22 protein-coding genes are annotated in these 24,728 nt (G+C 70.6%); 5 read left to right on the forward strand and 17 right to left on the reverse strand.

The genetic code is table 11. The features are described 5' to 3' along the window. Window positions 1-17: 17 nt before the first annotated feature. From ugpA to FIF60_RS07750, 4 genes are all read right to left on the reverse strand, one after another. Complete coding sequence (gene ugpA, locus FIF60_RS07735) at window positions 18-899, reverse strand: sn-glycerol-3-phosphate ABC transporter permease UgpA (protein ID WP_144185487.1); 882 nt, start codon at window positions 897-899, stop codon at window positions 18-20. A gap of 72 nt (window positions 900-971) precedes the next feature. Beyond that, on the reverse strand, window positions 972-2,300 hold the full coding sequence (gene ugpB, locus FIF60_RS07740) for a sn-glycerol-3-phosphate ABC transporter substrate-binding protein UgpB (RefSeq protein WP_144185488.1): 1,329 nt from the start codon (window positions 2,298-2,300) through the stop codon (window positions 972-974). Between the two features lie 117 nt (window positions 2,301-2,417). Next, the gene (locus FIF60_RS07745; RefSeq protein WP_144185489.1) at window positions 2,418-2,612 is read right to left on the reverse strand and encodes a DUF2842 domain-containing protein; all 195 of its coding nucleotides are present in this window, start codon (window positions 2,610-2,612) and stop codon (window positions 2,418-2,420) included. A 3-nt stretch (window positions 2,613-2,615) separates the two neighbouring features. Further along, window positions 2,616-3,371: a DUF6969 family protein gene (locus FIF60_RS07750; protein ID WP_144185490.1), complete on the reverse strand. Its 756-nt coding sequence runs from the start codon at window positions 3,369-3,371 to the stop codon at window positions 2,616-2,618. A gap of 174 nt (window positions 3,372-3,545) precedes the next feature. Here FIF60_RS07750 and FIF60_RS07755 point away from each other — a divergent pair, with 174 nt between their 5' ends. Both FIF60_RS07755 and FIF60_RS07760 read left to right on the forward strand, forming a co-directional pair. After that, the gene (locus FIF60_RS07755) at window positions 3,546-4,061 is read left to right on the forward strand and encodes an adenine phosphoribosyltransferase (protein WP_144185491.1); all 516 of its coding nucleotides are present in this window, start codon (window positions 3,546-3,548) and stop codon (window positions 4,059-4,061) included. Then, window positions 4,058-6,064, forward strand: a complete 2,007-nt coding sequence (locus tag FIF60_RS07760; protein WP_144185492.1) for an ATP-binding protein — start codon at window positions 4,058-4,060, stop codon at window positions 6,062-6,064. Before FIF60_RS07755 ends, FIF60_RS07760 begins: the two co-directional genes overlap by 4 nt. Before the next feature lie 34 nt (window positions 6,065-6,098). Here the strand turns inward: FIF60_RS07760 and FIF60_RS07765 are convergent, their stop codons facing one another. Together FIF60_RS07765 and FIF60_RS07770 are read right to left on the reverse strand one after the other, a co-directional pair. Next, complete coding sequence (locus FIF60_RS07765; RefSeq protein ID WP_144185493.1) at window positions 6,099-7,091, reverse strand: acyltransferase family protein; 993 nt, start codon at window positions 7,089-7,091, stop codon at window positions 6,099-6,101. A gap of 77 nt (window positions 7,092-7,168) precedes the next feature. After that, window positions 7,169-8,206, reverse strand: a complete 1,038-nt coding sequence (locus FIF60_RS07770; RefSeq protein WP_144185494.1) for an aspartyl protease family protein — start codon at window positions 8,204-8,206, stop codon at window positions 7,169-7,171. 131 nt (window positions 8,207-8,337) lie between these two features. Here FIF60_RS07770 and FIF60_RS07775 point away from each other — a divergent pair, with 131 nt between their 5' ends. From FIF60_RS07775 to FIF60_RS07785, 3 genes are read left to right on the forward strand one after another with little or no spacing between them, the layout of a single operon-like run. Further along, complete coding sequence (locus FIF60_RS07775) at window positions 8,338-10,026, forward strand: thiamine pyrophosphate-binding protein (RefSeq protein WP_144185495.1); 1,689 nt, start codon at window positions 8,338-8,340, stop codon at window positions 10,024-10,026. Between the two features lie 2 nt (window positions 10,027-10,028). Next, complete coding sequence (locus FIF60_RS07780) at window positions 10,029-10,967, forward strand: 3-hydroxyacyl-CoA dehydrogenase family protein (RefSeq protein ID WP_144185555.1); 939 nt, start codon at window positions 10,029-10,031, stop codon at window positions 10,965-10,967. Then, on the forward strand, window positions 10,964-11,722 hold the full coding sequence (locus tag FIF60_RS07785) for an SDR family NAD(P)-dependent oxidoreductase (RefSeq protein ID WP_144185496.1): 759 nt from the start codon (window positions 10,964-10,966) through the stop codon (window positions 11,720-11,722). The genes FIF60_RS07780 and FIF60_RS07785 overlap by 4 nt, the downstream gene beginning before the upstream one ends. Before the next feature lie 3 nt (window positions 11,723-11,725). Here FIF60_RS07785 and FIF60_RS07790 read toward each other — a convergent pair whose 3' ends face one another. The 11 genes from FIF60_RS07790 to FIF60_RS07840 form a co-directional block, all read right to left on the reverse strand. Next, a complete protein-coding gene (locus FIF60_RS07790) occupies window positions 11,726-12,586 on the reverse strand; it encodes a dimethylarginine dimethylaminohydrolase family protein (protein ID WP_144185497.1) in 861 nt (286 codons plus the stop codon). Beyond that, the gene (locus FIF60_RS07795) at window positions 12,583-13,962 is read right to left on the reverse strand and encodes an FAD-dependent oxidoreductase (protein ID WP_144185498.1); all 1,380 of its coding nucleotides are present in this window, start codon (window positions 13,960-13,962) and stop codon (window positions 12,583-12,585) included. Before FIF60_RS07795 ends, FIF60_RS07790 begins: the two co-directional genes overlap by 4 nt. Continuing rightward, window positions 13,959-15,998, reverse strand: coding sequence for a hydantoinase/oxoprolinase family protein (locus FIF60_RS07800; protein ID WP_144185499.1), 2,040 nt, complete (start codon window positions 15,996-15,998; stop codon window positions 13,959-13,961). The genes FIF60_RS07795 and FIF60_RS07800 overlap by 4 nt, the downstream gene beginning before the upstream one ends. Beyond that, entirely contained in the window at window positions 15,995-17,731 is a 1,737-nt protein-coding gene (locus tag FIF60_RS07805) for a hydantoinase B/oxoprolinase family protein (RefSeq protein WP_144185500.1), read from the reverse strand. The genes FIF60_RS07800 and FIF60_RS07805 overlap by 4 nt, the downstream gene beginning before the upstream one ends. After that, a complete protein-coding gene (locus FIF60_RS07810) occupies window positions 17,728-18,585 on the reverse strand; it encodes an isocitrate lyase/PEP mutase family protein (protein WP_144185501.1) in 858 nt (285 codons plus the stop codon). The genes FIF60_RS07805 and FIF60_RS07810 overlap by 4 nt, the downstream gene beginning before the upstream one ends. A gap of 10 nt (window positions 18,586-18,595) precedes the next feature. Then, the gene (locus tag FIF60_RS07815; RefSeq protein WP_144185502.1) at window positions 18,596-19,297 is read right to left on the reverse strand and encodes an ABC transporter ATP-binding protein; all 702 of its coding nucleotides are present in this window, start codon (window positions 19,295-19,297) and stop codon (window positions 18,596-18,598) included. An 8-nt stretch (window positions 19,298-19,305) separates the two neighbouring features. Then, on the reverse strand, window positions 19,306-20,058 hold the full coding sequence (locus FIF60_RS07820) for an ABC transporter ATP-binding protein (protein WP_239451542.1): 753 nt from the start codon (window positions 20,056-20,058) through the stop codon (window positions 19,306-19,308). Then, complete coding sequence (locus FIF60_RS07825; RefSeq protein WP_144185503.1) at window positions 20,051-21,010, reverse strand: branched-chain amino acid ABC transporter permease; 960 nt, start codon at window positions 21,008-21,010, stop codon at window positions 20,051-20,053. The genes FIF60_RS07820 and FIF60_RS07825 overlap by 8 nt, the downstream gene beginning before the upstream one ends. Continuing rightward, window positions 21,010-21,885, reverse strand: a complete 876-nt coding sequence (locus FIF60_RS07830) for a branched-chain amino acid ABC transporter permease (protein ID WP_239451543.1) — start codon at window positions 21,883-21,885, stop codon at window positions 21,010-21,012. Before FIF60_RS07830 ends, FIF60_RS07825 begins: the two co-directional genes overlap by 1 nt. Before the next feature lie 45 nt (window positions 21,886-21,930). Then, entirely contained in the window at window positions 21,931-23,151 is a 1,221-nt protein-coding gene (locus FIF60_RS07835; protein WP_144185504.1) for an ABC transporter substrate-binding protein, read from the reverse strand. A 79-nt stretch (window positions 23,152-23,230) separates the two neighbouring features. After that, window positions 23,231-24,595, reverse strand: coding sequence for a vanadium-dependent haloperoxidase (locus FIF60_RS07840; protein WP_144185505.1), 1,365 nt, complete (start codon window positions 24,593-24,595; stop codon window positions 23,231-23,233). Between the last annotated feature and the right edge of the window lie 133 nt (window positions 24,596-24,728).

Here is a 24,728-nt window from a genome sequence, read left to right on the forward strand (position 1 = left end):
TGCCGGGGTGAGCGCGCTCAGTAGTGCACCCGCCGCTCGATGTAGCGGAACTGGATCACGGTCAGCGCGATCACCACGACCATGAGCACGACCGACTGCGCGGCGGAGGAGCCGATGTCGAGGTTCACGCGGCCATCGATGTAGGCGCGGTAGATCAGCGTCTCCGTCGCCTTGCCGGGCCCGCCCTTGGTCAGCGCATCGATCACGCCGAACGTGTCGAAGAAGGCGTAGACGAGGTTGACGACGAGCAGGAAGAACGTCGTCGGCGAGAGGAGCGGGAAGATGATCGTCCAGAACCGCCGCGACGAGCCCGCGCCGTCGATCGCCGCAGCCTCGAGAACGCTCTTCGGAATGGCCTGGAGGCCGGCGAGGAAGAACAGGAAATTGTACGACACCTGCTTCCAGGCGGAGGCAAGGATGACGAGGACGAGCGCCTGGCCGCCGTTCAGCTTCCAGTCGAAATCGATGCCTAGGCCTGCGATCAGCCGCGCGAACAGCCCGAAGGACGGGTGGAACAGGAACAGCCACAGCATCCCCGCAACGGCCGGGGCCACCGCATAAGGCCAGATCAGGAGCGTGCGGTAGACCTGCGCGCCCTTGATCTGCCGGTCGGCCATCACGGCGAGAAGCAGGGCGACGCCCATCGCAAGCACCGTCACCCAAAAGCAGAACACCACCGTCGTCCAGGCCGTGGCGCGGTAGAGCGGGTCGGCGAAGAGGTCTGAGAAGTTCTCGAAGCCGACGAAGATGGTGCGGATGCCGAACGCATCCTGCCGAAGCACCGATTGCCAGATCGCCTGGCCTGCCGGCAGGAAGAAGAACACGGCGGTGATGACGAGCTGCGGCAGCAGAAGCGCGTAGGGAAGCGCCTTGTCCTTGAAGATCACCCGCCGCTGCATCGTCCGCGCCCCTAGCTGGTCGGGGCCGCCGGCGCATCGCGCATGCCGGCGGCCCTTCCCTTTCCTACATGATCACGAGCGGTTGGCGCGCTCGAAGTTGCGCAGCACCGCGTTGCCGCGCCGGTTGGCGTTCTCCAGGGCCTGTTGCGCGTTCTGCTGTCCCTGGAACGCCTTCTCGAGCTCCTCCTGGATGATGTTGCGGATCTCCACGAAGCCGCCGAGGCGGAAGCCCTGGCTCGCCGGCGTCGGCGAGGCGCGGTTGAGCTGGATGATCGCTGCGTCGGCGCCGGGGTTCTGCGTGTAGAACCCTTCCGCCTTGGACTTCTCGTAGGCAGCGACGGTGATGGGCACGTAGCCCGTCACCTGGTGCCACCACTGGTCCTGCTCGGGCCGGCTGATGAAGCGGAAGAACTCCGCCACCCCCTGATACTCCGCCGGGGTGCGGTTGCGCGCCGTCAGCGTCCAGAGGCTCGCACCGCCGATCACGCCGTTGCGCGGGCTCTCGGTCACGTCGTGATGGTAGGGAAGCGGCACGGAGGCCCACTTGAACTTCGCGTCCGCCACGATGCGCGCGCGGCCGGCCGAGGAGTTGAAGCTGATCGCGCACTCGCCGTTCGGGAACAGCGGATCTGCGGCGTTGTCGCGCCCGGCGTAGCGGAACAGCCCTTCCTTCTGCATGTCGAGCAGGAAGTTCACGTGCTTGACGAAGAACGGGTCGGTCAGGTTCAGCGTCGCGTCCATGCCTTCGAAGCCGTTCGCCTTGGTGGCGAAAGCGACGTTGTGGATCGAGGACATCTGCTCGAACATCACCCAGGTCGGCCAAGCGGTGGTCATCGCACAGGCCTGCGGGTTCTGCGCGCGGATCTTGCGGGCGGCCTCGCGCACCTCGGCCCATGTCTTCGGCGGCTCGGTCACGCCGGCCCGCTCGAGCATGTCAAGGTTGAGCCACATCACCGCGGAGGAGGAGTTGTGCGGCATCGCGACGAGCCGGCCCTGCGTGTCGCTGTAGTAGCCGCGCACGCCCGCGAGATACTGCGCGGGGTCGATCGCCACGCCGGTCTCCGAGGAGAGCTGGTGCACCGGCTTGATGGCAGGGCCGGCCGCCATCATCGTCGCGGTGCCGACCTCGAACACCTGCGCGATGTGCGGCGGGTTGCCCGCGCGCCAGCCGGCGATCGCGCCGGTCATCGTCTCGACGTAGCTGCCCTTGAAGGTCGCCACCACCGTGAAGCGGTCCTGGCTCTCGTTGAAGCGGCGCACCTGCTCCTGCACCCGCTCCCCGAGCTGGCCGCCGAGGCCGTACCAGAACTGGATCTCGGTGCGCTGCTGCGCGCTGGCCGGTGCGGCGCTGAGCGATGCGGCGACCAGGCACGCACCCGTCAGCAATGTCCTGCGAAGCATGATGGCTCTCCCCATGGGTGGATCTTGGCTAGGCCCTGTGGCTTGGGGCGTGTAGCGGGCGCATGTTACGCGACGGTGACGGAACGGTGAAGGTTCCGGGTCACGCCTTCCGCCCGGTCAGGTCCTGCCGTCCTGCACCCAGCGGATCAGCCGCGCCGCAGGCCAGGTCCAGACGATGCCGGCGACCGCGAAGCACATGAGATCGAGCGCCCAGTGATGCCCGGTGACATGGTCTGCGAGCTCAAGAACGCCCACAAGGTAGGCCAGCAAGGCCACGCCACCGCCGATGGCGGCGACCGCTCCGCGCCCCATGGCTCAGCGTGCCCGGGGAACGAGGGTGGTGCGGAGCGAGGCCAGCTGGGCCTCGACCGAGACGGCAACCGCGGAGGGCACCACGAGCGCCTCGTCCTCGAGCGCGTCGCAGCCGGGGAAGCGCCTGGCATGGGCGTCGATCGCCTCGTCACGCGCCAGGAGGAGGGCGAGGACCTGCGGCTGGAAGAGCTGGACCACCGCGGTGACCCAGATCGCCGCCGGCATCGAGGGCCGGGCGAGCTCGACCACGAACCGGTCGACCAGCCGCACGGCCTCCGGGGCGTCGACCCAGGTCTCGTCGGTCACCCACCGGTTGGTCGTGAACAGGCCCGACGGCATCCCCTGCCGGTCGATCGAGATTCCAATGATGTGGGCGAGGCCCGAGCCGCGCCGAGGCCCGCGCGAGGCCGGCTCGGGGGCGGGCAGGAAGCAATGGAAATGCCCGGGTGCCGGCCCCGCCTCGCCGCCGATCCACGGCATCGGGTGGCGGTGGAAGAAGAAGCGCGCGCCGCTTTCGGGGTCCACGATGTCGGTCTGGGGGTAGTGCGCATAGTCGTGCATCCGCCCCTCTTCGCCGACCATCTCTTCGACGATCGAGCAGCCTGTCTTGGCCAGCAGCCGCGCCGTCGTGATCAGGCGCGTGCCGGCCTCGACCATCCGGGCAAGTCGGGCCGGCGGCAGCGCCTCGAACGCCACAGGCGGCGGCATGAGCGGCGCGACCGGCTGGACGGGCGGCGGCAAAGGGGTTTCCTCCCGCATCGTTTCCGATGCTGGTCGCGTCGGCCAGCCCACGCATTGATCGACGTCAACCCACGCCGGGCGCGAAACTGCGCGCCCCGATATCCCGCCGGACGGTGGGTATGAGGGGAGGCGATTCACCAGGCGCGGGGATTGCTCTAGCATTTCAACCATGGTGGCAGAGATAGGTGGCTGATGGACCTGCGCGAACATATTCGTGGCATTCCCGATTTTCCCAAGCCCGGGATCCTCTTCTATGACATCTCCACCCTGCTCGCGCATGGCGAGGCGTGGGCGGTGGCGATGGCGCGGATGGCCGCCGCCGTCCGGCGCCACCAGCCCGACCTCGTCGCCGGCGTGGAAAGCCGCGGCTTCCTGGTCGCCGCGCCGCTCGCCCTCAAGCTCGGCTGCGGCTTCGTCATGCTCCGCAAGCGCGGCAAGCTGCCAGGCCGGGTCATCGGGCATGACTACGCGCTCGAATACGGCACCGACAGGATCGAGGTGCAGGAAGGAATGGTCCCAGCGGGCGCCCGCGTCGTGGTGGTCGATGACCTGCTTGCCACGGGCGGCACGATGGCGGCCGGGATCGCGCTGCTTCGCGAGGTCGGCGCGGTCGTCCCGGCCGCAGCGGCGCTGATCGAGCTCTCCTTCCTCGGCGGGCGGAAGCGGCTCGACGTTCCGGTCGAGACCCTGATCGCCTACGACGAATGACGGCGCGCCGCGGCGCTGCAGCCGGGAAAGGCAGGGCCGACCCGCTGCTGCCGGGCCTTGCCGCGCTCGGCGGCCCCTCAGCCGCCGCCTCGCTGCTCGAGGCCGCGATCGCCGCCGCCCCGACCGGGCTCGTCATCTCCGACGCCAGGCAGCCCGACTGCCCGATCGTCTTCATGAACGCTGCCTTCACGGACATCACCGGCTATCCGCCCGACGAGGTGCTCGGGCGGAACTGCCGGTTCCTCCAGGGCAAGGGAACCGACCCGAAGGCCGTGGCCAGGGTGCGGCGGGCAATCGCGGCGGCGCGGCCGGTGACGGTCGAGATGCTGAACTTCCGCCGCGACGGGACGCGGTTCTGGAACGAGCTCCGCATCGCGCCGGTGTTCGGCGAGGGCGGGGTGCTCACCCATTTCATCGGCATCCAACACGACGTGACCGCCCGCCGGGCGGCTGAGCAGCGCGAGGCGCGGGCGCGTCGCGCCGCCGAGCGGGCAAGCCGCACGAAATCGGACTTCCTCGCGACGATGAGCCACGAGATCCGCACGCCAATGAACGGGGTGATGGGCACGCTCTCGCTGCTTCTCGAGACGGAGATGACGCCCGAGCAGAGGAGCTTCGCAGAGACCGCGCGGCGCTGCGGCCAGGACCTGCTCGCCATCATCAACGACGTGCTCGACATCAGCCGCATCGAGGCCGGAATGCTCCGGCTCGACGATGCCGCCTTCGCCCTCGCCCCGACGCTTCGCGCCGTGCTCGACCTCGCCGCGCCCGCCGCCGCAGCGAAGGGCATCACCCTCTCCGCCGAGATCGACCCGGGCCTCCCCCCCGCACTTCGCGGCGACGCACAGAGGCTGCGCCAGGTCCTGACCAACCTGATCGACAACGCGGTGAAGTTCACAGGCATCGGCGGCGTCACGCTCACCGCCGCGAGCGAGGGGACGGGGCAGGACGGCCGCGTCCGGCTCAGGCTCTCGGTCGCCGATACCGGCATCGGCATCCCGGCGGAGGTTCAGGCGCGGCTGTTCCGGCGATGGACGCAGGCGGATGCGTCGATCACCGCCCGGTTCGGCGGTTCGGGGCTTGGGCTCACCATCTGCCGCAGGCTGGTGCGGCTGATGGGCGGGGAGATCGGCCTCGAGAGCGAGCCGGGGAAGGGCTCCACCTTCACGGTCAGGCTCGCCCTTCCCACCGCCCCCGCGGATGCGGTGGTCGCGCCCGAGGCAGAACGTGCCGTCCCCGCCGACGCCACGGTCCAGCCGGGCGCGCGCGGCCGGCGCATCCTGCTCGCCGAGGACAGCAGGGCAAACCAGATCGTTGCCGCAGCCACGCTCCGCCGTGCGGGCTACGCCGTCGAGATCGCCGAGGACGGCGACCAGGCCGTCGCCCGCGCCGCCTCGGGCGGGTTCGACCTGGTGCTGATGGACATCCAGATGCCCAAGCGCACCGGCATCGAGGCGACGGTCGCGATCCGCCGCCTGCCCGGGCCTGAGGCGCAGGTGCCGATCGTGGCGATGACCGCCTCTGCCCTGCCGGGCGACCGGGAGGCCTGCCTTGAAGCGGGGATGGACGGATACCTCGCCAAGCCCGTTGAAGCGCGGGCGCTTCTCTCCACGGTCGCCGCGACGCTCGAGGGGCGCGAGGCGGCCCCGGCGCGCGAGGCCGCGGGCGCGGCGATGCTCGACCACGCGATGATCGAGGAGATGCGCGACGCCGTTGGCGAGGACCGGATGGCGCACCTGATGGGCATCTTCGCCGACGAGACCCGCTCCCGGCTCGACCAGCTGGCCGAGGCTGCGGCACGGCACGACCTCGCCGCCATGGCCCATCTCTGCCACGGGCTGCGCAGCGCGGCCGGAACGTTCGGCGCGACGGCGCTGACCGAGGCCGCGCGCAGGCTCGAGAGGCATTGCGTGGAAGGCGACGGCGCGGCGGCGGAGGAGGTCTACGCGACCATCCCCGCGCTCGCCCGCGCGAGCCTCGCCGCGCTCACCGCCCGCACGTAGGGGTGAGGCACGCGCGGCGATTGCGCCCCCCGGCTCAGTCCGTCATCCGGTCGAGTGCGGGGTGCAGCCTGAACAGCATGAGCTTCACGATGATGGGGCCAAGCACGCCGGCGGCCATCAGCACGGGGAAGAACAGCAGGAAGTTCGCCCCGTCCCACGGCATCACCCGCAGCATCACCCCCTTGGCGACGCCGATGGCGATGGTGTTGAGCAGGTAGATCGCGAAGGTGAACCGGCCGAACACGTGCGACCAGGCCGGGCGCTGGCCGTAAAGCGCGAGCACCGTGCCGTGGATCGCCGGGATCGACAGAATGGCGGTCGCGAACGCGATGGCCGGGCGCCACGCCGCAGGCGCGAACTCGAAGCCCACGAGAAGGGCCGCGAAGACAGGCAGCAGGATCGGCCCGAAGCGCGCGAGCGGACCGTCGAGTGCGCGAGCCCGTTCGCCTGCGAGCGCACCGACGGCGAAGTAGAACGCCACCTCCGCCGCCTTGTTCAGGTAGAGCCTGTCCGGCAGCCCCGTCGCGAGGACGATCGCGCCCACCGCCAGGTGCGGCCAGTAGCCGAGCCGGAGCCAGGCGAGCGGCGGCGTGAGTGCGAGGAACAGGAACAGGCAGAACATGAACCACACCGACCCCGAGGGGCTCTGCCGCGTCGTCCAGAACAGGTCGACGAGCCCGTCGAGAAGGCCCGAGGGGCGATTGTCGACATGGATGACGGAGGCCGCGACCATCTTGCCGACGAGAACGACGAGCCCGAAGGCGAAGAACGGCACCAGAAGCCGCACCGCGCGGGAACGGAGGAAGCCCGCATAGCGCGCGGGCGTGACGGATCCGATGCCGATATAGGCCGCCACGTATCCCGAGAGATACATGAAGAACGGCATGTGGAACCGGTAGACCGCCGCGCGGGCGTAGTCGTACCACGCGTTGTCGGCGGGGCTCTCGCGCGCGACGATGTGGCCGAACACCACGAGCAGGATCGCGATGCCCTTGGCGTTGTCGATGTCGAAGCGCCGCTCTGCCATGCCTTCCCTTCCCGGCCGGCGGGTCCTATCCCATCGGCGCCCGCGCTGTCACGCGCGGTGTCGCCGGCCGTTGCGGCTCAGGTCGAGGGAAGCCGGCGCGCGACGTGCAGCATGCCGGTCGCGTAGCTGATCCACACGCGATGGCGGAGCAGGAACGCCCCGCCGAGGATGGCATCGGCGACCGCGAGCGGCGTCGGCCCGCCAGGGGCGGGAACGATCAGCGCGATCGGCACGCGCTCGGCGCGCATCGGGCCCATGACGACGCTCTGCGCGACCCGCACGCGCACCTCCGCCTGCCTGCCCGACCAGTCGCGCAACCGCCCCATGCCGATCTCGCCTGGTGCGCCGGGAACGATGCCGAGCCGCTCCGCCCCAGGACGGAGCAGGGTGATCCCGCCATTCGAGCCGGTGTCGAGAAGCGCCATCAGCGGAACCCCATCGATGGCGATCGGCGCGAAGAGGAGGTTGCCGGGGCCGCGCCGCAACGGCACCGAAACGTACGGCTCGGCGAACGGAACGAGCCCCTGCTCGCAGCCCGATGCCGAGTGAAGCCGCATCGCCCGCGCCTCGGGGTCGATCTCGAGATCGAAGCGCGACAGAAGCCCCGCCCCGAGAATGCCGTCGACAGGCTGGTTGCCGGCGACATGGGCCTCCGTCGGCTGCACCGCCATCCAGGCAGCGACAGGCGGCAGCCCGCCGATGGAAAACCCCGGCAGCCGCACATGCACGACGGGAACCACGCCGCCGACGACCGTCGCTGCCTGCCGGCCGGTGCTGACGGGGTTGAGCGCGAGCTGGCGCACGGTCGCGCGGCTGAGCGAGCCCTGCTCGCTGTCGCCGGTATCGACCTGGAGGCGAAGCGGCGCACCGCCGCCCTCGGCAGGAATGACGAGCGTGTTCGAATCGAACCGCCCGGCCACCTCCGCCTCGAGGGTGACGGCACAGCCGGGCGGCTGGCGCGGCGCGCCGCCTGTGACGGCGTCCGGCGTTGCCGCACAGGCGCCGGCAAGCAGCAGCGCGGCAAGCGCGAGATGGCGCATGATCATGCGCCGCGCGCGCTCCCGCAAAGCGTTCCCGATGCTGTCGTCATCCTGTCCCGGCACCCGTCTCTGCATGCGCCATCCTGCCCTCGCGAGGCGGCGGAGCACAACGCAGCACGCGCCCCGCCCTTTCCAATGGGGGAGTTTGGCGCGATCCTGCCCCGAGCCCGGACGACAGGGACAAGGCAAGGGAGGGACGCGCGGCAATGACGGCCGAGCCAGGCAACACGGGCGCGGAGACGCTCGCGCAGATGATCGCGGGCTATGGCGCGACGCATGTCTTCTTCGTCGACGCCATCCTCCGCCGCACGCTCATCGCGCTCGAGGGGCACGGGGTGCGGCGCATCCTCGCGCACAGCGAGAAGGCCGCCGCCTACATGGCCGACGGCTACGCGCGCGCATCGGGGCGCGTCGGCGTCGTGATGGCGCAGAGCGTCGGCGCCGCGAATCTGGCTGCCGGGCTCCAGGATGCCTACCTGCATCGCGCACCGATCGTCGCGCTGACCGGCCGCAAGCCGCCCTTCGCGCAAGCGCGCAACGCCTACCAGGAGATCGAGCACCGACCGATGTTCCGGCCCGTCACCGTGTTCGATGCCGATGTCGATCACCCGGACGAACTCCCGCGCCTGCTTCGCCAGGCCTTCCGCGCCGCAACCGGGCCGACGCCGCGGCCGGCGCATCTCGACCTGCTCGGGCTCCAGGCCGAGGCAATCGAAACGGCGACGATCACGGCCGATGCCTCCGTCGATCCGCGGCACGCGCGCGTGCCCGCACACCGCGCCCCGCCTGCGCACGCCGACATCGAGGCGGCGGTGGCGCGGCTTGCCGGCGCGCGCAGCGTCGCCATCGTTGCCGGCGCCGGAGCGATGCTGTCTGGCGCAGGCGAGGCACTTGCAGCACTCGCCCGCCGCCTCGCAGCGCCGGTTGCCACAAGCCTCGGCGCGCGCGGGATCATCGACACGCGCGACCCGCTCAGCATCGGCACCGTGGGCACCTACGGGGCGCCGCCGGCCAACCGCATCGTCCACGCAGCCGACGTGGTTCTCTTCGTCGGCACCCATGCAGGCGACCAGCCGACGCTCGACTGGCGTGTGCCCACACCGGGCACCCCGATCGTGCAGATCGACGCCGACACCGCCGAGATCGGCCGCGCCTATCCCGACACGGTCGCCGTGCCGGCCGATGCGCGCCTGGCGCTCGAGGCGCTGCTCGCCGCCCTTCCCGATGCCGCACCGGACGGTGCATTCGCCGACTGGGCCGCGGGCATCGTCGGTACCTGGCAAAGCACGATGGCGCCGCTGATGGCATCCGACGCAGCGCCCATCCGTGTCGAGCGGCTCTGCGCGGAGATCACCCGCGCGCTGCCGGAGGACGCGGTCCTCGTCGCCGACACGGGCTACTCGGGGATCTGGACCGCAACCTGCGTCGAGCTCACGCCGCGGCAGCTCTATCTCCGCGCGGCAGGCTCGCTCGGCTGGTCGTTTCCGGCAGCGATCGGGGCAGCGCTCGCCTGCCCCGACCGGCCTGTGCTGTGCTTCTCCGGCGACGGTGCGATCTACTACCACCTGACCGAGCTCGAGACCGCACGGCGGCACAACGTTCCGGTCGTTCTCGTGATCAACAACAACTCCGCCTTCGGCCAGGGGCTGGTCAACATCCGCAGGATGCAGGGCAACCGCCCGGGTAATGTCGATGAGCTGATCCGCTTCGGGCCGACCGATTTCGCGGCGATCGCGCGGGCCTTTGGCGTCGAGGGGATCCGCGTGGAGAACCCGGCCGAGATCGGCCCCGCGCTCGCGCGCGCGCTCGCCGCGCGGCGGCCCGTTGTCGTCGACGTGGTGACGGACGCGGAACCCCGCGCGCCAGAGCCATGGGTTCCGGGAATGGAGGGATGAGCATGCAGGTTGCCGTTCTTGGCGCGGGGCTGATGGGCCACGCGCTTGCTCTCGTGCACGCGCTCGGCGGCTGCCGCGTGCGGCTGACCGACACGCACGCGCCGACGCTCGCACGCGCCCCTGCGCTGATGTCGGCAGCGCTCGCGACGCTGCGCGAGGCAGGCGAGACCGAGCATGGCGATGCCTGGCTCGCGGGCGCGGTGACGACGCATGCCGATCTCGGCGAGACGCTCAAGGGCGCCGAACTCGTCGTCGAGGCCATCACCGAGGATCCGGACGCCAAGTGCGCCCTGTTCGAGAAGGTAGATACGCTCGCCCCCGCTGGCGCGATCATCGCCTCCAACACCTCCTATCTCGACCCGTTCCCGCTCATCCCCGCCGCGCGCCAGGGAAGGGCTGCCATCGCGCACTGGTACACGCCGCCCTATCTGGTCGATCTCGTCGACATCGTCGCCGGCCCGCACTGCGCGCCATCGGTTCCGCTTCGCCTGCGCGATCTCTATGCCGGCATGGGCAAGCGGCCGATCGTGATGCGGAAATTCGTCCCCGGCTTCATCGCCAACCGGATCCAGGCCGTCGTATCGATGGAGGTGTACGCGCTGCTCGATGAGGGCGTGGCCGACGCCTCCGAGATCGACGCGGCGATCATCCACGGCCTTTCCCTCCGCATGCCTCTTCTCGGGCACATGATGAAGGCCGATTTCACCGGTCTGCCGCTCACGCAGAAGGCGCTCGCCAACGCCATGGTTCCGCCGCCTCCGCAGCGCAAACGCTCGGAGGCCATCGACAAGCTGATCGCCGAGGGCGCGACCGGCGTGGCCTCCGGCCGTGGCTTCTACGACTACAAGGGCCGAAGCCCAGCCGAGCTGTTCGCCGAGCGGGACCGGAAGCTTCTCGCGCTCAAGCGCGCGCTGAAGCAGATCGGGAGCATGGTGCCATGACCCACGCCGGCAAGACCGCGGTCGTCACGGGCGGCGCGTCGGGCATCGGGCTCGCGACCGTCGAGCGCCTCGCGCGGCTCGGCGTCACCGTCGCGCTCAACCACCTTCCCGACGATCCGGCCGGGCCCGAGCAGGCCGCGCGCCTCCGCGCAGAGGGCTTCGCGGTCCTCTCCGCACCGGGAGACGTGTCTGACGCCGCCTCGATCGAGACGATGATGGCCGAAGCGCTGCGCCGCCTCGGCCGGCTCGACATCCTCGTCAACAACGCAGGCACGCCGGCGACGAAGGCGCCGATCGCCCCGGCAGAGCTCGAGGCGATGACTGATGCGTTCTGGGACCGGATCATCGCGACGAACCTGCTCGGACCGTTCCGGTGCACGAGCGCCGCCGCGCCAGCGCTTCGGCAGGCGAAGGGGGCGGTGGTGAACACGGCCTCGATCGCGGGCTTCACCGCGCTCGGCTCCTCGATCGCCTATGGCGCCTCGAAGGCGGGGTTGATCAACATGACGGTCAACCTCGCCCGCGCGCTCGCCCCCGAGTGCCGCGTCAACGCCGTCGCCCCCGGCGCGGTCGACACGCCGTGGCAGAAGGACTGGCCGGAAAGCCGGCGCAAGGCCGCTGCGGAGAAGGCGCTCCTGAAGCGCCGCTGCACGGCGGACGACATCGCCGAGGCGATCGTGTTCCTCGCCACCACCGGCTCGCCCATTACGGGGCAGACGCTGGTGGTCGATGCCGGCCTGACGCTCGCGCCCTGAGCGTCACCCCTCCCGGCGCAACGGCGCGGTGAGGCAGCGCGGGCCACCGCCGCCGCGCGTGAAGGTCGAGAGCTCTGGATCGAGCACCATGAGGCCTTCTGCCCGCAGCGCGGCGTTGATGCGGGTAGACCCACGCGCCGACAGAACGGCTCCGCCGCCGAGCGCGAGAACGTTGCCCGCAAGCCCCATCGCCTCGCGATAGGTGGAGGGGATCAGCCGCACGCCGCGCTCGCCGAGCCACGCGAGGAAGCCTTCGTCCAGCACCTCCGTGCAGGCGATGGCGACGCCTTCGGCGGCCATGGCGAACAGCAAGTCGAGATGCAGGAAATGCTCTGGGAACGGAACGAGCCGCACCTCCCAGCCTTCGTGCTCGAGCCAGTGTGCGAGCTGCCCCGCGCCGGCAGCATCCGTCCGCCCTCCGGAGACGCCGATGGCACAGAGCCCCGGGCGGATGAAGTGGATGTCCCCGCCCTCGAGCGTGCCCGCGCTCGACATGTGCCAGATGGGAATGCCGAACGTGTCCATCGCGCGGAGGATGGCGGCGTACTCGCCGCGCCGTTCCGGGCGCGCGAGCTGGGCGAGCACCGCGCCGCGATGCGTCATCTGCACCGAATCGCGCGTGTACACCTGGTACGGAAGATGCCTCTCCGCAACGACGTGGCGGACCGACACGCCCGCCTGAACGAGGGCCGCCTCGAGCTCGCGATGCTCCGCAAGCGCGGCCTCCACATCGGCCTTTCCGCCGTGCTCGAGCGAGGCGCGAACGACGGTATTGGCGGGGATCCAACGATAATGCGAAGGCTTGCAGAGAAGCACCTCCGCCAGCACACCCGTATCGGAGGCCAGCCCCCAGGCGATCGTCATTGCCGCATCTCCCCCGCAACGCGCCCGGCGATGCGCCCGAGCGCCACCGCCGTGAGCAATCCGTTGCCGGAAAGATACCCCGACGCAACCGGTCCAGACAGCCCCGCGGCCGCACCGCCGGCGGCGAACAGGTTCGGCAGCGCCGGGCCGTCCTTGCGCAGCACGCGTGCCTCGGACGTGACGGCGAGCCCTCCCTGGGTGTGGAAGAGCGCGCCGGTCACCCGTACGGCATGGAAGGGCGCGGCGAGCGGCCTGGCGGCGGACCAGTCGCGCCCGAACCGGTCGATGCCGCGCGCCGCGGCGGCCTCGGCCTCAAGCGCGGCAGCGGGAACCCGCATGGCCTCGGCGAGCGCGGCAAGGCTCGGCGCGGTGACGATCGCGCCGGCTGCCTCGGCGGCGCGGAAATCCTCGAACTGCCGGGCGATGGCGGCGATGCGCGCATCGAACACGTCCCACGCGATGCCGCCGGGCTGCGCCAGCACCTTCTCGGCCTGCTCCGAATAGCCTTGCGTCTCGTTGCTGAACCGTTCTCCGCGCGTGTTGACCTGGAACCCGCCTTCCATGATCACCGCCCACGTGATCAGGATGCCATGCGGATGGGCGACCGAGCCGTGCCCCTGGTGGCCGGAGAGATTGCCCGTCGCCGCGCCGAGCGCCTCGCCCCAGGCCAGCGCATCGCCCGTGTTGCCCGAGTGGCCGAACCAGAGCGCATCGGCCAGTGCGGGGATATGCCTGCGCACGAGCTCGGGGTTGCCGCCGTAGCCGTTGCAGGCAAGCACCAAGGCAGCGGCGCCGATCCTCTCCTCGCCGCCCGGACGCTCGGCCACCACACCGCGCAAGGTTCCGTCGGCGCGGGTCACCAGCGTCGTCACATGCGCTTCGGTCAGAATCGGAATGCCCTCGCGCTCGGCTGCCGCGAGCAGGCGGTCAACCAGCTCGGCGCCGGAGCGGGAGGGGAGGCCGTGCATCCGATGCGCGGAATGGCCGGGATAGAGGAAATCGGTGATGACGTCGAAGGGGAGGCCATGACGGTCGGCGAGCCATTCCAGGGCGGGGCCGATCGCGTGCGTGACGGCAGCAAGGACCGCATGGTCGAGCTCGCCCTTCGCCTTGGCATCGATGTCGGTGGCGAAGCGGTCCGCGCTGTCCTCGATGCCGCGCGCGCGCTGGAACTGCGTGCCTGCGGCGGGGATCAGCCCCGCCGACAGCGCGGTCGAGCCGCGCGGCAGCGCATCGCGTTCGAGAACGACGACGGACGCGCCCTGCTCGGCGGCGGAGAGCGCGGCGACGAGCCCCGCGGCTCCGGCGCCGATCACCACGACATCGGCCCCCGCCTCGAAGGCAACGGCCTCATCCTGGACCACGCGGGCAGTCATGCGCTGCGCATCACGAGATTGCCGAATCGGTCGACCGTCGCGGCGAGGCCGGGGTCGACCACGATCGTCGCGTCCGCCTGCTCGAGGATGGCCGGGCCTTCGACGCGCGCGCCGACGGGAAGAGAGAGGCGGTCATACACGGCGGCCTCGTGCCAGGACCCCTCGAACCATACGCGGCGCTGCCCCCTGCGCGCGGCTTCGAGCGTGCTCCCCTCGCTCGGCGCCAGCGCTGCGAGATCGACCGCGGGACGGCGGCCGACCGCGATGACCCGGACCGTGGCGAGGCGAACCGGAATGCCGGGCAGTAGCCGCGAGAAGGCTGCCGTGTAGGCCGTCTCGAAGGCGGCGCGGATGGCGGCCTCGCTCGCGTCCGCGGCTGCTAAGGGAAGCGGAACGGCGACGCTGTGCGTCTGCCCCGCATAATGCATGTCGGCCTCGAAACGGACATCGAGCCCGGTCAGCGCCAGGCCGGACGCTTCGACGACCTGCCGCGCCTCGCCCGCCATCGTCTCGAGCCGCGCGCCGAGCGAGACAGCGTCGATGCCTTCGAGGGTGAGGTTCACCGTCTGCACCTGGTCGTGCCGGATGTCGGCGATGACGCAGCCGAGCGCGCTCGTCACACCGGGGAAACGCGGCACCAGCGCGGCGGCGAGGCCGAGGTCCTTGATCAGCGCGCCGGCGTGCAGCGCGCCGCCGCCGCCGAAGGGCATCAGCGCGAAGCGGGCGGGATCGTGCCCGCGCTCGATGGACAGGAGCCGGATCGCGCCTGCCATGCGCGCGTTCGCCACGCGCACGATCGCCTCTGCCGCCTCGACGGGACCGAGGCCGAGCCTTTCCCCGACATGGGCCGCGATCGCGCGCTCGGCCGCTTCGGCATCGAGCCGCGCGAGCCCGCCGCCGATGGGACGCTCGCGGTTGATGCGGCCGAGAACGAGATTGGCGTCGGTCAGCGTGGGCCGGTCATTGCCGCCGCCGTAGCAGACGGGGCCCGGCCGGCTTCCTGCGCTTTCGGGCCCGACCTGGAGAAGCCCGCCGGCATCGACCCGGCAGATGGAGCCGCCACCTGCACCGATCGTGGTGATCTCCACCATCGGCGTACGGATGACGAGGCCGAAATCGACCGCGACCTGCGCGGCGAAGGATGGCCTGCCGCCGGCGATGAGCGAGACATCGAAGCTCGTCCCGCCGAGATCACCCGTGATGACATCGGGGAACCCGGCCGCCTCGGCGATGGCTGCGGCAGCGATCACGCCCGCGGCGGGGCCGGAAAGGGCGGTGCGCACGGGCAGGCGACGCGCAGTCGCCGTGCTCATCACCCCGCCATTCGACTGCACGATGTGGAACGCGCCGCCGAACCGCGAACCGGCAAGCGCATCCTCGAGCCGCCCGAGATAGGCGCCGACGACGGGCTGGAGATAGGCGTTGAGCGCCGTCGTCGAGGTGCGCTCGAACTCGCGGATCTCGGGCAGGATCTCGGAGGAGCAGCAGACGTCCTCGTTCGGCCAGAAGCGACGAAGAACCGACACCGCCGCGCGCTCGTTCGCTGGGTTCGCGTAGGCGTTGATGAAGGCGACCGCGACAGCCTCCGCCCCCGCGGCAAGAAGTGCGCGCCCGGCCGCCTCGATCTCGGCCTCGTCGATCCCCTGCTCGATCGTGCCATCGGCGAAGGTGCGCTCGGCGACCTCGAGGCGAAGGTCCCGCTCCACCACCGGAACGAAATCACCCCACAGGCCCCAGGTGCGGCGCCGGTCGCGCCGGCGCATCTCGAGCACGTCGCGGAAGCCGCGCGTCGCGATCAGGCCGATGCGCGCGCCCTTCCGCTCGAGCAGCGCATTGGTGCCGACGGTCGTGCCGTGCACCACGGCCGCGAGCGTTCCGACGCCACCCACCGCCTCGAGGCCTGCGAGGAAACCCGCGGCCTCGTCGCCACGCTGGCTCGGCACCTTGGCAACACGGAACGTTCCGCTCTTCGTATCCAGGGCGAAGAGGTCGGTGAAGGTGCCGCCGACATCGACGCCAACGATCGCCCCGCTCACCGGCCCGCCCCCCGAAGCGCGGCCGTGGCGGCGGCATCGACGCTGCCGTCGGGCAGGAGGGCGACCGCATAGTCGCGACGCGCGGCCTCGGCGCTGACATAGCCGCAGCGCACGTCACGCGCGACGGCCTCGGGTGTTCGTGCCCGCGGGTCACCCCATCCGCCGCCGCCTGGTGTCTCGAGGCGAACCGTCTCGCCGGGGCCGAGCGCGATGCCGAAGGCCTTGCTCGTCATCGGCGGCTCGTGGCGGTCGTCCGCACGCCCGTGGCTGAAGCGGTTCGGCGCTGCGTGGCCGCCGCCATTCGTGCCGAAGGGCGGGAAGCGTCCACGCTCGCCGAGCAAGAAGGCCTCGGCCGTGATCCCCTCGCGCAGCCCAATCTCGTAGATCGCCCCGCACCCGCCCCGGTGCAGGCCAGGGCCTCCGCTGTCGGGCCTGAGCGCCCATTGCCGGAAGGCAACGGGATAGGCGGCCTCGAGGATCTCCATCGGCGGGATGGTCGCCGTGCTGATCGGGTTGTTGCCGTGGTTCAGGCCGTCCGTCTCGGGGTTTCCGCCGAGCCCGCCGCCGAAGAAGCAGAACATCACCCAGCGATGCCCCGCGCCGCGCCAGCCAGAGATGGAGAGCGCGTTGATCGTGCCGAATGGCGCGGCGGTCGCGCGGTCGGGCGCGCCTTGAGCGAAGCAGCGGAACACGGTGTCGATCACGCGCAGGATCGTCTCGGTATAGCCGCCGACGGGCTTCGGCGCGGAGGCACCGAGGATCGAGCCGTCCGGCACGGTGAACGTGATGGGGTGGAGGCAGCCGCCGTTCGAGGGAACCTCGGGGAAGAGATGCTTCAGCGCGACATAGCAGCAGGCGATGGTGGTCGCGCGGCTGATGTTCAGCGGCCCCGCGCATCCATCGGCCGAGCCGGTGAAGTCGAGCGCCATCGTCTCGCCAGCGATCGTCATGCGCAGGCGGATCGGAAGCGGGGTATCGACGATGCCGTCATTGTCGAGGAAGTCCTCGGCCTCGTACACGCCGTCGGGAAGGGCGGCGATCTCGGCGCGCATCAGGCTCGCCGCGCGCTGCGTCAGCGCATCGAGGGCGGCGGCGATCGTCTGCTCGCCATATTCGTCGAGCAGCGCGGCAAGGCGCTTCTCGCCGAGATCGAGCGCGTTGATCTGCCCGTTCAGGTCGCCCCAGTTCGACTGCGCCACGCGGCTGTTCGCGGCAAGGATCGCGGTGATCGCGCCATCGACGACGCCGTCCCGCATCAGCCGCACAGGCGGGATTCGCACGCCCTCCTGGTGGCTGTCGGTCGCGCGCGGATTGTAGCCGCCAGGCACGTTGCCGCCGATGTCGAGCCAGTGCCCGACGGAGGCGATCCAGCAGAACAGCGTGCCCTTTCGGAACACCGGGCGGACGAGCCGGAAATCGTTCAGGTGCGTACCGCCATCGTAGGGATCGTTGAAGATCCAGGTCTCGCCCTCGCGCGGCCCGCCTTCCTTCGCGCAGGCCTCGATCACCGCCTTCACGGCGAAGGCCGTTGCGCCGACGAAGATTGGCAGGCCCGCCGTCCCCTGCACCAGCGTTTCGCCCGTCTCGGCGTGGTAGAGCCCGTGCGAGAGGTCGCGCGCCTCGGCGATGATCGGATTGAAGGCCGATCGCGCGAGGGTGGCGTCCATCTCGTCCGCGATCTGCTCGAGCCGCCCCTTGAGAACGGCGAGGGTGACGGGGTCGAGCACGGTCATTCGTAGCGCTTTCCGGCCTCGAGCATCGCGGGGGTTCCGATCACGTCGTTGAGGCCACCGAGGTCGAGCATGCGGTTGCGGAACGGTTCGGTGGTGCCGGCAGCGTGCAGCGAGGCGTAGTAGTCGCGCGCCGTGGCAGCGAGCGCGCGCACGATGCCGCCTGGGAAGATCACCAACGAGAAGCCGAGCGCCTCGAGCGTGGCGGCCGGAAGGACAGGCGTCTTGCCGCCCTCGACCATGTTGGCCAGCAGCGGCAAGCCGCCGCCGAGGGAGGACGCGACCTTGGCCAGATCGTCTTCCGTGCGCGGCGCCTCGACGAAAAGCACGTCCGCCCCCGCCTCCGCGTAGAGGCGCGCTCGGTCGAGCGCCGCCTCGAGGCCTTCGATGGCCGCGGCATCGGTGCGCGCCACGAGCAGGAAGTTCTCCGACATCCGCGCATCGGCCGCCGCGCGGAGCTTGCCGACCATCTCCGGGGCGGGGATGACGCCCTTGCCGTCGAGATGGCCGCAGCGCTTGGGGAAGGTCTGGTCCTCGAGCTGGATCGCCGCCGCGCCCGCGCGCTCGAAGGCGCGCACGGTGCGCTGTACGTTCAGCGCGTTGCCGTAACCCGTGTCGCCATCGACGATCAGCGGCACCGAAACCCGGTCGGCCAGGAGCGCGACGTGATCCGCCACCTCGGCCATGGAGACGAGGCCGATATCGGGTCGCCCGAGCTTCGTGTAGGCGATCGCGGCGCCGGAGACGTAGAGCGCCTCGAACCCGGCATCGGCGGCGATTGCTGCGGTCAGCGCGTCGCACACGCCCGGTGCGATGACGATGGGCTTCTTCGCGAGCCGCGCTCGAAGATCGGTCATTCTGTGTTCCTCAGAGCCCCAGATAGGCCTTCTGCAGGGCAGGGTCAGCCGCGAGGGCCTCGGCAGCGCCCGACAGCACGATCTCGCCCTGTTCGATGATGTAGGCACGGTGGGCGAGCGCAAGCGACTGCACGACATTCTGCTCGACGAGCATCACCGAGAGCCCCTCGGCGTTGATGCGGCCGATCAGAGCGAACATCTCCTCGACAAGCAGAGGTGAGAGGCCGAGCGAGGGCTCGTCGAGGATCAGGAGCCTCGGCTCGGCCATCAGGCCGCGGCCGATCGCGAGCATCTGCTGCTCGCCGCCCGAAAGCGTGCCGGCGGCTTGGCGCGTGCGCTCGGCGAGCCGCGGGAAGGTTGCGAACACGCGGTCGAGGTTGCGGGCGCGGTTGGCGCGGGCACGCGCGTAGCTGCCCATCACCAGGTTCTCGCGCACGCTCATGTTCGGGAAGATGCGCCTGCCTTCGGGGACGTGGATCAGCCCGCGCGAGACGATGGCGGCGGGCCGGCTGCCAGCGATGTCCTCGTCGTCGAAGCGGATCGTCCCGCCACGCACAGCGATCACGCCGCTGATGGCGCGGTTCAGCGTCGTCTTGCCTGCCCCGTTGGCGCCGAGCACGGCGACGATCTCGCCCGCGCGCACGGTGAGGTCGATGCCGCGCAGCACCTCCGCGGGGCCATAGCCTGCACGAAGGCCCGTAACGTCAAGCATGGGCGATCTCAAGCATGGGCGCCGCCTTGCAGCCGCGCCGCAGCGCCATGGCCGAGATAGGCCTCGACGACGGCGGGGTCGCGCGCCACCTGCTCCGGCCCGCCGCGCGCGATGATGCGCCCGCCGGCGAGCACATGGATCTCCTCGGCGAGCGCCATCACCGCCTGCATGACATGCTCGATCATCAGCACCGTCACGCCGCCGTCGCGGATCGCGCGGATGACGGGGATCATGTCGCGGATCTCGGAGGGGTTGAGGCCGGCGAGCACCTCGTCGAGCAGCAGGAGCTGCGGCTCGGTCGCCAATGCCCGGGCGAGCTCGAGCCGCTTGCGGCCCGCGACGGTGAGCGAGGCAGCGGGCAGGTTGAGCAGCGGCGCAAGGCCCACCCGGTCCGCCACCGCTTCCGCGGCGGCGAGCGCATCGGCCCGGCCTGCGTGGCGGAGATGCGCGCCGACGGCGATGTTCTCGCGCACTGTGAGGCCGGCGAAGGGCTGCACGATCTGGAAGGTGCGGGCGATGCCGAGCGCGGCCCGGCGATGCGGGGGAAGCCGCGTGATGTCTGCGCCGCGGAAGCGGATGCTCCCGGCATTCGGCTTCTGGAAGCCAGCGATCGTCGCGAACAGCGTGGTCTTGCCGGCGCCGTTCGGGCCGATGAGCCCGACGATGCACCCCTCCGGCACGGGCACCGACGCGTCATTCACGGCCACGAGCCCGCCGAAGCGGACGGTGATGCCCTCGGCTTCCGCCAGTAGCTCAGCCACGCGCGAGCCTCCTCGGGCGGAGCGAGCGTGCGAGCCCGACGATGCCGTTCGGCGCGAACCGCACGACGAGGATCAGAACCGCGCCGAACAGCACGAGGCCGAGGCCAGGCGCATCCCCGCCGAGATGCTTGCCGAGCTCCGACAGCGCCTGCAGCACGAGCGCGCCGAGCAGCGGGCCCCACACCGTGCCGATGCCCCCCACGATGGCGGTGAGCAGCGCCTCGACGCTGATCCACGGGCCGTAGGCGAGGCCGGCGTCAAGATAGAGGAAGGTCTGCGCATAGAAGGCGCCGGCCGAGGCGGTGATGCCGCCCGACAGCGCGATGGCGAGAAGCTTCACGCGCAATACGTCGACGCCGAGCGCGCGCGCGGCATCCTCGTTCTCCCGCACGGCGACAAGCTGCGCGCCGAAGCGGCGAACCTCGATCGCGCGAACGATCAGCATCGCGATGCCTAGAAGCGCGAGCACGAACCAATAGCCTTCCGCGCGGCTGCCGAACTGAAGCGTCAGGAACCCCTCGCGCAGGGGGATGAGGATTCCCGCGCCCGCGCCGGTGAGCGGCCAGACGGAGGCGATGATGCGCGCCACCTCTGCGAAGGCGAGTGTGACGAGAGCGAAGTAGGACCCCCTCAGCCCCGCACGGAAGGTGAGCCAGCCGATCGCGAGCCCGAGCACGGCGCCGAGCACAATGCCTGCGCCGAACGCCGCCCAGGCATTGATGCCGAACCGCACCTGGAGCACGGCAACGGCATAGGCGCCGGTTCCGAAGAACACTGCATGGCCGAAGCTGAACTGCCCGCCATAGCCGCCGAGGAGGTTCCACCCCGTGCCAGCGAGCGCGAGCATCAGCGCCACTTTCAGGAAGTTCAGCACGACGTTGCTGTCGACCACCAGCGGCACGCCCGCGAGCAGGGCGAGGACGATGAGGACGGGGGCGAGATGGTCGCGCATCAGGCCTTCGCCCCGAACAGGCCCTGCGGGCGGAACAGGAGAACGAGGATGAAGATCAGGAAGATGCCGAGCTGCCCCAGCGTCTCGCCGTAAAGAAGGCCCGAGATGCTTTCGACCACGCCGATGAAGAGCCCGCCCGCAAGCGCGCCAGGCACGCTGCCCATGCCCCCCAGCACGACGATGGTGAAGGCCACCAGCACGAAGGCGTTGCCCACCTGCGGCGTCACATAATAGGACGGCAGGAGGAGACAGGCCGCGACGGCGAGGCACGCCGTGCCGAGGCCGAAAGTGACCGCGTAGATGTGCGGCACATCGACGCCCGAGAGCTCGGCGCCGAGCCGTTCCTTGGCCACAGCGCGGATCGCCCGGCCCGTGTCGGTCATCGCCAGGAACACGAACAGCGCGGCGGCGACGCCGATCGCGGCGAAAAAGGCGACGACGCGCGTGGTGGCGAGAAGCATCGTGCCGAGTTCGACCACGTCGAAGCCGAAGGGATGGTCGATCGTCCGCGTATCGCTGCGGAACTGGAACAGGAGCCCGTTCTCGATGATCACCGCGAGCCCGAGCGTGACGAGAAGGATCGCGCGGTCCTCGCCCCGGCTCGCGGGCCACACGACAAGGCGCTGCAGCAGGTAGCCGAGGGCGAAGAAGGCCGGGGCAAGCGCGAACACCGAGATCCAGGGGTCGATGCCGAGAACCCTGTCGGCGAAGAACGCCGCGAACAGCGCGGCGGTGAGCAGCGCGCCATGGGCGAAGTTGATGATGTGCAGGACGCCGTAGATCAGCGTCAGCCCGAGCGCGATCAGGGCGTAGATCGCGCCCGTCAGCAGGCCGTTGGCGACGGCCTGGATCAGGATGTCGGAGCTGAGCAGCATGGCACCTCGCGCGGGGCCGGGCGAACCCGGCCCCGGCAGACGGGTTCAGGCCGGAACAGGGAACACTGCCGGCGCCTCTGCCACCGAGGCGGGGAAGATCACCTTGATGTCGTTGTCGAGCACCTGCGTCACCACCGGTACGGCGCCGGAGTTCTGCCCGTTCTCGAACTTCGTCGGCCCGTAGGGCATGAAGTGGCCCGAGAAGGTGGAGGAGGCGAGCGCCTCGGTCAGCTTCGCCTTGTCGGCCGAGCCGGCTCGCTCGAGCGCGTCGGCCAGAAGCATAATGTTAGCGTAGTTCAGGAACAGCTCGTAGGTGAAGAACTGGTTGGCCGCGTCCACCTTGCGGCGCAGCGCCTGAGCGCTCGGGTTCCGACCATCGACCCAGTGGTTGCAGTCCATGATGAAGCGGGCCGCATCGGGGAATTCGCGCACGAAGCGGTAGTTCGAGGCAGCGCCGCCGAGCACCGAGAAGATCGCCTTCGGGCGGACGCGCTGCTGCTGCATGGTGCGGGCGAGAAGCACGTACTCGTTGTAGTAGCTCGCTGGGATCACGAGGTCGGGGTTGCGGCTGCGGATGCGCAGCGCGACGTTGGAGAAGTCGCGCGTCGGCGTCGGGTGCGCGATCGTCTCGAGAACCTCGAAGCCCTTGCCCGGCAGCTCGCGGTTCAGGAGGCCGGCGAGGCCAGAGCCGAACAGGCTGTCCTCGTGCACGATCATCACGGTGCGCGCGGGCTTGCCCGCGGCGTCGTTCATCGCCACCAGGTTCTCGATCGCCACGCGGCTGATCACGCCGAAGCCTGGCCCGAAGCGGAACGTATTCTTCAGGCCCCGCGTGACGATGTTGTCCGCCACACCGACATCGACGAGGTAGGGAATGTCGTAGCGCGCCGCCGCCTGGGTGGTGGCGAGGCAGATGCCGGAGGCGAAGCCGCCGACGAAGGCAGCGACATTGCCCGATGCCATCCGCTCGACCTCGGCAACGCCGCCTTCGGGGGTGGAGCGGGCATCGCCGAGCACGGCCTCGAGCTTCGCCCCGCCCATCGCCTTGATGCCGCCCGCGGCGTTCACGTCGGCGATCGCCATCTCCGCGCCGACGCGCCCCTGCGCGCCGGAGAAGGCGAGCGCCCCGGTGACGGGGTGGATCACGCCGATGCGGATCGGCCCTCCCTGGGCGCGCAGGGCCGGCGCCCCGAGCGGAAGAGCGGCCGCGGCGGCGCCGGCGGCGAGGACGGAACGCCGGCCGAAGCCCGGAACGGAACTGGTCATCGAAGCAACTCCCCGTGGTTTTCCCTGTCCTTAGCCTTCCGGCGCCCGCCAAGAAAGCCCCCGGGGAAGTGCACCCTCCTCAGCGCTGCCGCAAGCCCGCCGCCTGCCATTCCTGTGCGGGGCGCAGGAAATGCGAGAAGGCCCGCCGGCCGATCCTCTCGCCGAGCGCAACCCCGTCGACGCAGGCCGTCCGGAAATGCACGCCGGCGTAGACGCGGGAGTCGGCATTCTCCCGTGCCGCCTCGGAGAAGCTCTTGAAGCTGCGGGTCATGCCCGGGAAGGGCGGCCCGCTCGTCATGGTGAAGGCGACGGCATCCTCGCCGAAGAATCGGGCGAGAACGACCGAAGCGGCCCCCCCAGCCACGCTGTGGGTGGAGGGGTAGTCCGGCAGCGGCGGCGTATTCAGGTAGCTGTTCCAGGAGGGATCGGGCACCGTGGCGTCGTTGCCATCGTCGGCCGCCTCCCGGATGGCGGTGACCGGCCGCCAGAAGTCGAAATGGTAGCGCGTGTCGGCGCCGGCGACGTAGCCGTCGGCGATCGTGGCATTCACGAGAGCAAGAAGCCGCGCGCTCTCCCAGGCATCGAGCCCGCGCTCGGCGGCGACGATCCGGGCGATGCGGCTCCAGCCCTGCGGTGAGCCCTCGTACCAGTAGCGGGCGATTGCCGCCTGTTCCTCCGTCCTCTCCGTGCTTGCCGTGCCGCCGAGGCGCTTCACCTCGTCGACGTCACGCGCATAGGCGGCGCTCGCGAGATCGGGCGGGCCGGGCAGGCGGAACTGCCAGGCCGTCACCATGGTGAAGGGCACGAGCGTTGCCCATTGCGGCTGGAGGGCCGGCCAGTTGCCGACGGCCAGCGTGGGATTGGGGATCGGCGGATTGGCGGGAACCGGGTTCGGGTGAGGCCGCCAGCGTCCCGCGCCCTGCCGCGACGCGTAGGTCGGACGCACGGCGGAGCCGTCGGCCTTGCGCGCCTCGAGCATCGCCCGCGCGGCCGCCATCCCCACGGCGAGGCCGCGCTGCCGCGCCTCACCCTCGGCGACCTTGCCGAGGGCCTGCGCATAGGCCTGCTCGAGCACGGCCATCGCCTGGCCACGCTGCTCGTCGGTGCCCCAGGAGGCGGCGACCCCAGCGAGGACCGTGTGTGCTGCGGCGGCGATCGCCGCATCCGCCGCTTCGGGGGCGGGCGGCTGGGCGGGATCGACATCATGCAGGTAGGGCTCGTAGCGGCGGTCGAGCGCGTTCAGCGCGTCATGCACGGCGAGATGCATCATCGCCACCGTGCGGCTCAGGACGATCGGGTTCTGGCCGCCGGCGACCGTGACGCGGAACGCCGTCTCGTTCCACTCAAACACCGCGTTCGCCGCGGCGCGGAACGGCAGCGCCACGGCGGCAAGGCAGGCCACGGCCACGCAGGCGCGCAACAGGGTATTGGGTCGGCTCGACATCGGAATGCTCCCTCTCGCAGGGCCGCGGCCGAAAGGCACGGGCGGCACGATCCGCCCGGAGAGGCTAATCCGATGCGATGCCGCAATCTTGAAGGCGGCATGGAGGAAGCTTGCAGAAGACGCGATGAAGCGG

Origin of the sequence: Elioraea rosea (assembly GCF_007644105.1) — a bacterium.
Classification (GTDB): Bacteria; Pseudomonadota; Alphaproteobacteria; order Acetobacterales; family Acetobacteraceae; genus Elioraea_A; species Elioraea_A rosea.

Excerpts from the sequence above, each read along its gene's own strand:
- FIF60_RS07840 (WP_144185505.1), bottom strand. The coding sequence starts at position 24,595 with ATGTCGAGCCGACCCAATACCCTGTTGCGCGCCTGCGTGGCCGTGGCC.
- ugpA (WP_144185487.1), bottom strand. The coding sequence starts at position 899 with ATGCAGCGGCGGGTGATCTTCAAGGACAAGGCGCTTCCCTACGCGCTT.
- FIF60_RS07755 (WP_144185491.1), top strand. The coding sequence starts at position 3,546 with ATGGACCTGCGCGAACATATTCGTGGCATTCCCGATTTTCCCAAGCCC.
- FIF60_RS07805 (WP_144185500.1), bottom strand. The coding sequence starts at position 17,731 with ATGACCGTGCTCGACCCCGTCACCCTCGCCGTTCTCAAGGGGCGGCTC.
- FIF60_RS07750 (WP_144185490.1), bottom strand. The coding sequence starts at position 3,371 with ATGCGGGAGGAAACCCCTTTGCCGCCGCCCGTCCAGCCGGTCGCGCCG.
- FIF60_RS07790 (WP_144185497.1), bottom strand. The coding sequence starts at position 12,586 with ATGACGATCGCCTGGGGGCTGGCCTCCGATACGGGTGTGCTGGCGGAG.
- FIF60_RS07810 (WP_144185501.1), bottom strand. The coding sequence starts at position 18,585 with ATGACCGATCTTCGAGCGCGGCTCGCGAAGAAGCCCATCGTCATCGCA.
- FIF60_RS07785 (WP_144185496.1), top strand. The coding sequence starts at position 10,964 with ATGACCCACGCCGGCAAGACCGCGGTCGTCACGGGCGGCGCGTCGGGC.
- FIF60_RS07780 (WP_144185555.1), top strand. The coding sequence starts at position 10,029 with ATGCAGGTTGCCGTTCTTGGCGCGGGGCTGATGGGCCACGCGCTTGCT.
- FIF60_RS07745 (WP_144185489.1), bottom strand. The coding sequence starts at position 2,612 with ATGGGGCGCGGAGCGGTCGCCGCCATCGGCGGTGGCGTGGCCTTGCTG.
- FIF60_RS07765 (WP_144185493.1), bottom strand. The coding sequence starts at position 7,091 with ATGGCAGAGCGGCGCTTCGACATCGACAACGCCAAGGGCATCGCGATC.
- FIF60_RS07760 (WP_144185492.1), top strand. The coding sequence starts at position 4,058 with ATGACGGCGCGCCGCGGCGCTGCAGCCGGGAAAGGCAGGGCCGACCCG.
- FIF60_RS07775 (WP_144185495.1), top strand. The coding sequence starts at position 8,338 with ATGACGGCCGAGCCAGGCAACACGGGCGCGGAGACGCTCGCGCAGATG.
- ugpB (WP_144185488.1), bottom strand. The coding sequence starts at position 2,300 with ATGCTTCGCAGGACATTGCTGACGGGTGCGTGCCTGGTCGCCGCATCG.
- FIF60_RS07770 (WP_144185494.1), bottom strand. The coding sequence starts at position 8,206 with ATGCAGAGACGGGTGCCGGGACAGGATGACGACAGCATCGGGAACGCT.
- FIF60_RS07795 (WP_144185498.1), bottom strand. The coding sequence starts at position 13,962 with ATGACTGCCCGCGTGGTCCAGGATGAGGCCGTTGCCTTCGAGGCGGGG.
- FIF60_RS07815 (WP_144185502.1), bottom strand. The coding sequence starts at position 19,297 with ATGCTTGACGTTACGGGCCTTCGTGCAGGCTATGGCCCCGCGGAGGTG.
- FIF60_RS07825 (WP_144185503.1), bottom strand. The coding sequence starts at position 21,010 with ATGCGCGACCATCTCGCCCCCGTCCTCATCGTCCTCGCCCTGCTCGCG.
- FIF60_RS07830 (WP_239451543.1), bottom strand. The coding sequence starts at position 21,885 with ATGCTGCTCAGCTCCGACATCCTGATCCAGGCCGTCGCCAACGGCCTG.
- FIF60_RS07835 (WP_144185504.1), bottom strand. The coding sequence starts at position 23,151 with ATGACCAGTTCCGTTCCGGGCTTCGGCCGGCGTTCCGTCCTCGCCGCC.